This window comes from Candidatus Halocynthiibacter alkanivorans (assembly GCF_003333265.1).
GTDB lineage: Bacteria > Pseudomonadota > Alphaproteobacteria > Rhodobacterales > Rhodobacteraceae > Halocyntiibacter_A > Halocyntiibacter_A alkanivorans.
Window position 1 is genome coordinate 1 of sequence record NZ_QOLB01000158.1, and the last position, 8,403, is coordinate 8,403.

Annotated in this window: 5 protein-coding genes; 2 read left to right on the forward strand and 3 right to left on the reverse strand. The window is 62.2% G+C overall.

Annotation, left to right across the window (positions count from 1 at the left end):
- Window positions 1-268, reverse strand: a 268-nt coding sequence (locus DWA01_RS20960; RefSeq protein ID WP_114287762.1) for an Lrp/AsnC family transcriptional regulator, incomplete at its 3' end; no start/stop codon positions are given.
- Window positions 269-410: 142 nt separating this feature from the next.
- Between DWA01_RS20960 and DWA01_RS20965 the strand changes: the two genes are divergently transcribed.
- Entirely contained in the window at window positions 411-2,768 is a 2,358-nt protein-coding gene (locus tag DWA01_RS20965; RefSeq protein WP_114287766.1) for a 1-deoxy-D-xylulose-5-phosphate synthase N-terminal domain-containing protein, read from the forward strand.
- 364 nt (window positions 2,769-3,132) lie between these two features.
- On the opposite strand, the gene DWA01_RS20970 is transcribed toward DWA01_RS20965, so the two are convergent.
- Window positions 3,133-4,542: an L-serine ammonia-lyase gene (locus tag DWA01_RS20970; protein ID WP_114287763.1), complete on the reverse strand. Its 1,410-nt coding sequence runs from the start codon at window positions 4,540-4,542 to the stop codon at window positions 3,133-3,135.
- Window positions 4,543-4,719: 177 nt separating this feature from the next.
- Between DWA01_RS20970 and DWA01_RS20975 the strand changes: the two genes are divergently transcribed.
- Window positions 4,720-5,703, forward strand: coding sequence for a threonine ammonia-lyase (locus DWA01_RS20975; protein ID WP_114287764.1), 984 nt, complete (start codon window positions 4,720-4,722; stop codon window positions 5,701-5,703).
- 541 nt (window positions 5,704-6,244) lie between these two features.
- On the opposite strand, the gene metG is transcribed toward DWA01_RS20975, so the two are convergent.
- Window positions 6,245-7,975, reverse strand: a complete 1,731-nt coding sequence (gene metG / locus DWA01_RS20980; protein ID WP_114287765.1) for a methionine--tRNA ligase — start codon at window positions 7,973-7,975, stop codon at window positions 6,245-6,247.
- Window positions 7,976-8,403: the final 428 nt, after the last annotated feature.

Genomic DNA, 8,403 nt, shown 5'->3' on the forward strand with positions numbered 1-8,403 from the left:
CCGCTTCAAACCGCGCCAGCGCATCATCGACTTGTTTGTCGAGCTGCACCGAGACAAAGACCGAAACACCATAGCCAAGCGCGGCCTCGTCAATCAGCGCGCAATAGCCGGTGACGATGCCGCAGTCTTCCAGCCGGCGCAGGCGGCGGGCGGTGGGGGTGGCGCTGAGGCCGATACGCTCGCTGAGATCCTGCACCGAAATGCGCCCGTCACTGCGCAGGGCACGCAGGATCTGAATATCGAAGCTGTCAATCGTGGTGGTTTCCATTGCCGCGCGGCCTTTCTCCAGGGGAATACTCCAAACTCTCCCTGATCAAGGCCCAGAAAGCGCAGATACGGCAAGGGGAAATTGTTAGATTGCATTTAAACGCGCGGCACTGCCGCAAATCTGAGACAAAGGAAATATGAGCATGGGCCAGGACAATCTGAAAACCATCGAGCAACGGCTGCTGTGGTTGTCCCACTGGATGATTCACAATGCCAACCATATCCGCCCCAAGGCGGACGGGATCAAAGTGGGCGGGCACCAGGCCTCCTCGGCCTCGATGGTGTCAATCATCACCGCGCTTTATTATGGCGCGCTGAAGCCTGAGGACCGGGTGGCGGTAAAGCCGCACGCCTCGCCGGTGTTTTATGCGATGCAATATCTGATGGGCAATCAGACGCTTGAAAAGCTGCAAAACTACCGTGGTTTTGGCGGGGCGCAGTCCTATCCCAGCCGCACCAAAGACATCTGCGACGTGGATTTCTCCACCGGTTCCGTCGGGCTGGGGGTGGCGATCACCTCTTTTGCTTCGATGATGCAGGACTATATCAGCGCCAAAAAATGGGGCGGTGATATTCCGCAGGGCCGCATGATCGCGCTGATGGGCGATGCGGAGCTGGACGAGGGCAATATTTATGAGACCCTGCAGGAGGGCTGGAAAAACGATCTGCGCAATTGCTGGTGGGTGATCGATTACAACCGTCAGTCGCTGGACGGGGTGGTGCGTGAAGGGCTGTGGCAGCGCATTGAGAAGGTGTTTGACGCTTTTGGCTGGGATGTGGTCAAGGTCAAGTATGGTGTGCTGCAGCAGGCGGCGTTTTGCGAGCCCGGCGGTGAAAAACTGCGCGACTGGATCGATGCCTGTCCCAACCAGATGTATTCGGCGCTGACGTTTATGGGCGGGGCGGTCTGGCGTGAACGGCTGTTGCGCGAGATGGGCGATCAGAACGACGTGGCGGCTTTGATTGCAGCGCGCAGCGACAATGAGCTGGCAGAGCTGATGGAGAACCTGGGCGGCAACTGTGTGCATACGATGGCAGCGGCGTTTGCCTCAGTGGACCATGAGCGCCCGGTCTGTTTTCTTGCTTATACCATTAAGGGCTGGGGCACGCCGATTGCCGGTCACAAAGACAACCACGGCGGGTTAATGAACAAGACCCAGATGGGCACGTGGCAGCAACATATGGGGGTCGCCGCGGGGCAGGAGTGGGAAAAATTCGCCACTGTAGAAGATGTGCCGACGCTGCAGAGTTATCTGGACAAATCCGCGTTTTTCGCCAAAGGCCGCCGTCGCTTTGACGATGACAAGATCGAAGTGCCTTCGATCGCCATTGCCAGCGACCGGGAAATCTCCACCCAGATGGGCTTTGGCAAGATTTTGGACGATCTGTCCAAAGGCGACAGCAAGCTTGCGGAGCGTATCGTCACCACTTCGCCCGATGTCACCGGCACCACCAATCTGGGGCCCTGGGTGAACCGGCGCAAACTGTTTGCCCGCGAAGTCGTGGAAGACACCTTCCGCGCCGAGAATATTCCCTCGACGGCCAAGTGGGATTTTGCGCCCGAGGGGCAGCATATCGAGCTGGGCATTGCCGAGATGAATCTGTTCCTGCTGCTGGCGGCGGCAGGGCTGAGCCATTCGCTGTGGGGCAAACGGGTGATTCCGATTGGCACCGTCTATGATCCGTTTGTCGCCCGTGGTCTGGATGCGCTGAATTACGCCTGTTACCAGGACGCGCGGTTCATGATTGTCGGCACCCCGTCCGGTGTGACGCTGGCGCCCGAAGGGGGGGCGCATCAGTCGATCGGCGCGCCGCTGATTGGCATGAGTCAGGATGGTCTGGCCGCGTTTGAACCGGCGTTTGTGGACGAGCTGTCAGTGATCATGGCCTGGGCGTTTGAGTATCTGCAGAAAGACGGCGCGGGGGATCCCTGTGAACGCACCTGGCTCAGGGATGAGACTGGTGGTTCGGTCTATCTGCGCCTGAGCACCAACCCGGTGGAGCAGCCGGGCAAGCGGGTCGATGACGATTTTCGCCAGGGTACGATTGATGGCGGCTACTGGTTGCGCAAACCGGGGCCCAACTGTGAGGTGGTGATTGCCTATCAGGGCGTGGTGGGGCCGGAAGCGATCAAGGCGGCGGGCATGCTGACGGAAGCGCGCCGCGATGTGGGGGTGCTGGCGGTGACGTCCGCTGATCGGCTGAATGCGGGCTGGAGCGCGGCGCAGCGGGCGCGGGCGCGCGGTAACGCGGCGGCAGAAAGCCATATTGAAACGCTGACAAAGGACCTGTCGCGCGACTGCACCATCATCACGGTGATTGACGGTCACCCGGCGACACTGGCCTGGCTGGGCTCAGTACAGGGGCAGCGCTGTGTTCCGCTGGGGGTCGAACATTTTGGCCAGACCGGCACCATCGCGGATCTGTACCGTCATTTTGGCATTGATGCTGAGGCGATCGTCGAAAAGGTGCGCGGGCTGACGCCGGGGCGCCAGCTCTGAGCCGGCAGGGTTTATGCACTTCAATCTGGTCAAGACCTGTGCAGGTTGGGCAATGCGGTGACAGGGGCCGGGCCGCAGCGCTGTACCGGGGTGAACGCCGGGCTGGCAAGGGGCATGAAAGAAGTTTCTGGCCTTCGGCGAGGATATTTGCACCAAACAGAAACCGGGGCGGTTATTGGAGGGCCTGCCGCAGGGTGCCTGCCAATTGCACGCCCGCCTGCGCTGGGAGCTGCGCTGTTCCGGGAGCGTCGCAGTTCAGCCAGAGCATTGGTCTGCGCGACAAAGACTAATATAAGGGCGGCACCAGCGATGGTACCGCCCTTATAGTTGCTGCGTGGTGGTCTTGTTACTTTTCAGTTGAGTGTCAGCATTCCGGCAGGTTGACGGCGAGACCGCCGAGGCTGGTTTCTTTGTATTTCTCGTTCATATCCCGGCCAGTCTGGCGCATGGCTTCAATACAATTGTCCAGCGGCATGAAGTGCTGACCATCGCCGCGCAGCGCGAGCGAGGCGGCGGTCACCGCTTTGATTGCACCGAGACCATTGCGTTCAATACAGGGCACCTGCACGAGACCTGCGGCGGGATCGCAGGTCATGCCAAGATGATGTTCCAGCGCGATTTCGGCGGCGTTTTCGATCTGTTCATTGCTGCCGCCCAGAACGGCGCAGAGACCGGCCGCCGCCATCGCTGAGGCAGAGCCGACTTCGCCCTGACAGCCGACTTCGGCACCCGAGATCGACGCGTTGTGTTTGATCAGCCCGCCGATGGCAGCAGCCGTCAGCAGGAAGTCCCGCACTTTGATTTTTTCGGCACCAACACAGTGATCGAGGTAATAGCGCAGCGTGGCCGGAACCACGCCGGCGGCGCCATTGGTGGGCGAGGTGACCACCCGGCCGCCGGCGGCGTTTTCTTCATTTACCGCCATGGCGTAGACCGACACCCAGTCCATTTTGGAATGCGGGTGCATCTGGTTGCGGCTGGTCTCGTCCAGCAGTTGCTGACGCATCCCTTTGGCGCGACGACGGACGTTCAACCCGCCGGGCAGAATGCCGTCCATGCGCAGGCCGCGCTCAATGCAGCTGTCCATCGCCTGCCAGATGGTGTCGATGCGGGGATCCAGCGCGGAGGCATCAATCGCCAGTTCATTTTCGCGTTTCATCGCGGCAATGGATTTGCCGGACATGATCCCCATCTGCAGCATTTCAGCGGCGTTGCGGAACGGGTAGGGCACCGGGTCGCCGTCGCCATCCTCGGGCACGTCGTCTGCTTTGTTCAGCGAGGCGGCCAGTTCGGACGCGGTGACCACAAATCCGCCGCCGACGGAATAGTAGGTCTGGGTCAGATAGGGGTTCCCGGCTTCATCATACGCGTGCAGGATCAAGCCGTTGGGGTGGCCAGGCAGCGGCGGTCCGTAGTCGAATACCAGATCGGCCCCGGGATCAAACTTCAGCGTGCCAAGGCCCTCGACCTCAATGGTTTTGGTGGCACTGATCCGCGCCATCACTTCTTCGGCGGCATCCGGGTCCATCGTCGCAGGCAGATAGCCGGCGAGCCCCAGAATGGTGGCGCGGTCGGTGGCGTGGCCTTTGCCGGTAAACGCAAGCGAGCCATGCAGCGAGGCCCCAAGCGCGGCAAGCTGTCCCGCGCCAGGAATTTTTTCGGCATTGCCGCGCAGATCGTTGAGGAACAGCGCAGCAGCGGTCATCGGCCCCATGGTGTGGGACGAGGAGGGCCCGATTCCGGGCTTGAAGATATCAAACAGGCTTAAAAACATGGGAACAGGATAGCGGTTCGGCGGCACCACTATACCTCAAAAGCGGCATCTGTGACGCAAGTTTCGCCAGGGGGCACGTTTGCGCGTTGCGTGGCGCAGCGGTCTGGTGGGATTGCCTGGCAAAGGTGGGGCGCGTAGGCAGGGGGAAATGACATTTCATGCGAGCAGGACCAGAATATGGGTGCAGAGGTTTTAACCATTGATTTGATTCGGGCGGCGCAGGCGCAACTGGCGGGCAAGATTGTTCACACGCCAGTGGTGGAGATGGCGCAGGCGGTGTTTGAGGACCTGTTGCCTGAAGGCGCGCGGGCGGTGATCAAGCTGGAGCTGCTGCAAAAAGCGGGTTCGTTCAAAGCGCGGGGTGCTCTGTTGTCGCTGATGGCGCTGCGTGCGGAGGCACGCGCGGTTGGAGTGGTGGCGGCCAGTGGCGGCAATCACGCGTTGGCGGTGGCACATGCGGCGCACAGCCTTGGCGTCAGTGCCAAAATTGCCGTGCCGGCGGCGGCGGATCCGGTGCGTATTGAGGGCTGCCGGGCGCTGGGGGCGGAGGTGATCCTCTGTGAGGATATCGCTGCGGCTTTTGCGCAGATGGAGATGATCCGGGACAGCGAGGGCCGCGCCATGGTGCATCCGTTTGAGGGCATCGGCATGTCTCTGGGCGCGGCGACCTGTGGCGCTGAATATCATGACGCGGTTCCGGATCTGGACGCGGTGGTGCTGCCGGTGGGCGGTGGCGGGTTGATTTCCGGCATGGCGGCGGCGCTGAAACTGCTGAATCCTGCGGTGAAGATCTACGGGGTTGAGCCCGAGGGCGCCGATACGATGACGCGCAGCCTGGCGGCCGGGTATCCGGTGGCGATTGATAAAGTGGCGACCATTGCCGACAGCCTGGGGGCGCCAAGTGCGATGCCGTTTTCTTTTGCGCTGGCGCAGCGGTATGTGGATGAGGTGGTGCGGGTGCCGGACGCGGCGTTGCAACAGGCGATGGGCTATCTGAATTCCGGGCTGAAAATCATGCCCGAGCCGGCCTGCGCCGCGTCGCTTGCCGGGGCGATCGGGCCACTGCGCGCGCGCCTGGAAGGCAAGCGTATCGGGCTGTTGGCCTGCGGCAGCAACATCAGCGTCGCGAAGTTCGCCAGCCTGGTGAAGCAGGCGGACTAAACTTTGCCCGGACTTGGCCCGGATTTGGGACAGCCCCATCTCCCGGGGCTCGGGCAGTTGCGTTCCGGGATGGCTTTCAAACCCACGGGTGGGGCGCATTCACACCCATCGTGACCGGCGCAATCTTCTGTGAGGGGGATTGCAACCGTGGCGTTGTTCCGGGTCGGAGCGGCCCAGCTGCGTGGCCGGGGCGCCCCCGCTCGCAGGTGGGCGCGTCTGCACCCAGTACGCGACGGGCACAGCCTTCTGTGCGGGAGGACGGATCCGGCGCGTTGTTCCAGGAGGCGCGGTTCAACGACGTGGTCGGGGGGGCTTAGTCTGCGATGAGCGGGTGCGTTCGTGCAGGTGCAGTCATTTGTCCGGGGAATGCAACAGGCGCGTCGTCGCGGGCTGGAACGGTGTAGCGGAGTTGTCCCGCAGTGGCCCGGCTTCACAAGCGGGCGCGTCGATGCCCGGCAAGCGATGGTCGTGGTCTTTGTCAGGGAGGTCGCCACCAGCTCGGTCTTTTGGGCTGGTGGCGATGGGTTCGGGTCAGGCTTTGTTAGTCGCGCACACCGGAAAAACGTTGCTGCCAGTCTTCGCGCTGCTCATCGGTGATTTTGGAGAACAGAACTTCTGGTGTGGTGAAGGCGTGACCTGCGGGCAGGGCAGCGAGTGCCTCGGCAATATCTGTGGGCCAGCTGCGGTCGTCGCTCTGTACCGCTGCCAGCAGCGAGTCAGTGGCGTCCGGGATAAAGGGGGCGGAGAGCACCGCATAGAGGCGGATCAGGTTGAGCGACAGGCGCACCGAGGCGGCGGCGGCTTCGGGGTCGGTTTTGAAGGTGACCCAGGGCGCGGCGGACTGCAGGTATTCATTGCCCAGCACCCAGATGGCGCGCAATTCACGCGCCGCTTTGCCGATGTCGATGGCGTCCATGTGGCCTTCATAAGCGCGCACCCGGGTGGTCAGATCGGCAATCAGTTTCTGCTCGCGCTCGCCATAGCTGCCGCCCGCCGGCACTTCTTCGCCGAACTTGGAACGACAGAATTTGGTGATGCGGGAGACAAAATTGCCCAGAACGTCGGCCAGGTCTTTGTTCACGGAGACCTGGAAGTTTTCCCAGGTGAACTCGCTGTCGGAGCTTTCGGGCACATGGGACAGCAGCCACCAGCGCCAGTAATCGGACGGCAGGATCGAGAGCGCCTGGTCCATGAACACGCCACGGCCTTTGGAGGTGGAGAACTGACCGCCGTCATAATTCAGGTAGTTGAAGCTTTTGATGTAATCGACCAGTTTCCACGGCTCTTTGCCGTCAAAATTGGCGCCCATGATGGTGGCCGGAAACGACAGGGTGTGGAAGGGCACGTTGTCTTTGCCCATGAACTGCACGTAGTTCACGTCCTCAGCCCCCATATCGGTGCGCCACCAGCGCTGCCAGTCGGCGTCCGTTTTGCCATTGGCTTCGGCCCATTCGCCGGCACAGGCGATATATTCGATCGGGGCGTCAAACCAGACGTAGAAGACTTTGCCTTCCATGCCGGGCCAGTCCTGGGTGCCGTTTTTCACCGGCACACCCCAGTCGAGATCGCGGGTGATGCCGCGGTCCTGCAGCCCGTCGCCGTCATTGAGCCATTTTTTCGCGATCGAGGTCGTCAGCACCGGCCAGTCGGATTTTTCGTCGATCCAGCCGTTCAGCCGGTCGCGCATCTGGCTCTGGCGCAGATAAAGGTGCTTGGTCTCGCGCACTTCCAGGTCGGTAGAGCCGGATATGGCGGAGCGCGGGTTCAGCAGGTCGGTGGGGTCGAGCTGTTTGGTGCAGTTTTCACACTGATCGCCACGCGCGCTGTCGTAGCCGCAGTTGGGGCAGGTGCCCTCGATATAGCGGTCCGGCAGGTAGCGGCCGTCGGTGATAGAATAGACCTGTTTTTCGCTGACCTCACCGATCATGCCCGCTTCTGCCAGCCGGCCGGCGAAATGCTGGGTCAGCGCATGGTTCTGCGGGCTGGAGGAACGGCCGAAATGGTCAAAGGACAGTCGGAAGCCGCGGGCGATTTCGGCCTGGATGCCATGCATCTCGGCGCAGAATTCGGCGACCGGTTTGCCGGCTTTGGTGGCCGCAAGCTCGGCAGGGGTGCCGTGCTCATCCGTGGCGCAGAGGAACATCACCTCGTGGCCCCGGCCGCGGCAGTAGCGCGCATAGAGATCGGCGGGCAGCTGGGAGCCCACCAGATTGCCGAGGTGTTTGATCCCGTTGATGTAAGGAATCGCCGAGGTGATGAGGGTACGTGCCATTGCCGATGCCTTTGTCAGATCTGTTGATCCCCGTGTAGCGTGCCTTTTGGCTCAGGGCCAGAGGGAAGCGGACTTGAGAGGTGTGACCGTGGATGCGACGGGGGCGCAGGGCGATATGGGGGCCGGTTGGCGATGTGCCGGCAGTGTAAGGTGGCTGGTGTGCGGGCGGTGGCTGGGGTCGGTGTTGACAGGCGGTGCCCGCACCGCCGGTTCTGGTTGGTCAGTTCCGGTTGGCGGTGGGGGGCAGACGGGGCGGGGCCCCTCTGTCTTTGTATCAGAGACCGGTTTCAGCGCCCGGGTCAGAGCCGGGTTCTGCAGTCTGTGTCAGCGGCCGAAGCTCAAAGTCACTGTCGTTGCCGCTGCCGGTGACGCTGACACTGCCGTGGCGCAGCACCTGCCAGCGGGCCGGGGGCGCGTTGCGGGCGCGC

Excerpts from the sequence above, each read along its gene's own strand:
- DWA01_RS20965 (WP_114287766.1), top strand. The coding sequence starts at position 411 with ATGGGCCAGGACAATCTGAAAACCATCGAGCAACGGCTGCTGTGGTTG.
- DWA01_RS20970 (WP_114287763.1), bottom strand. The coding sequence starts at position 4,542 with ATGTTTTTAAGCCTGTTTGATATCTTCAAGCCCGGAATCGGGCCCTCC.
- DWA01_RS20975 (WP_114287764.1), top strand. The coding sequence starts at position 4,720 with ATGGGTGCAGAGGTTTTAACCATTGATTTGATTCGGGCGGCGCAGGCG.
- metG (WP_114287765.1), bottom strand. The coding sequence starts at position 7,975 with ATGGCACGTACCCTCATCACCTCGGCGATTCCTTACATCAACGGGATC.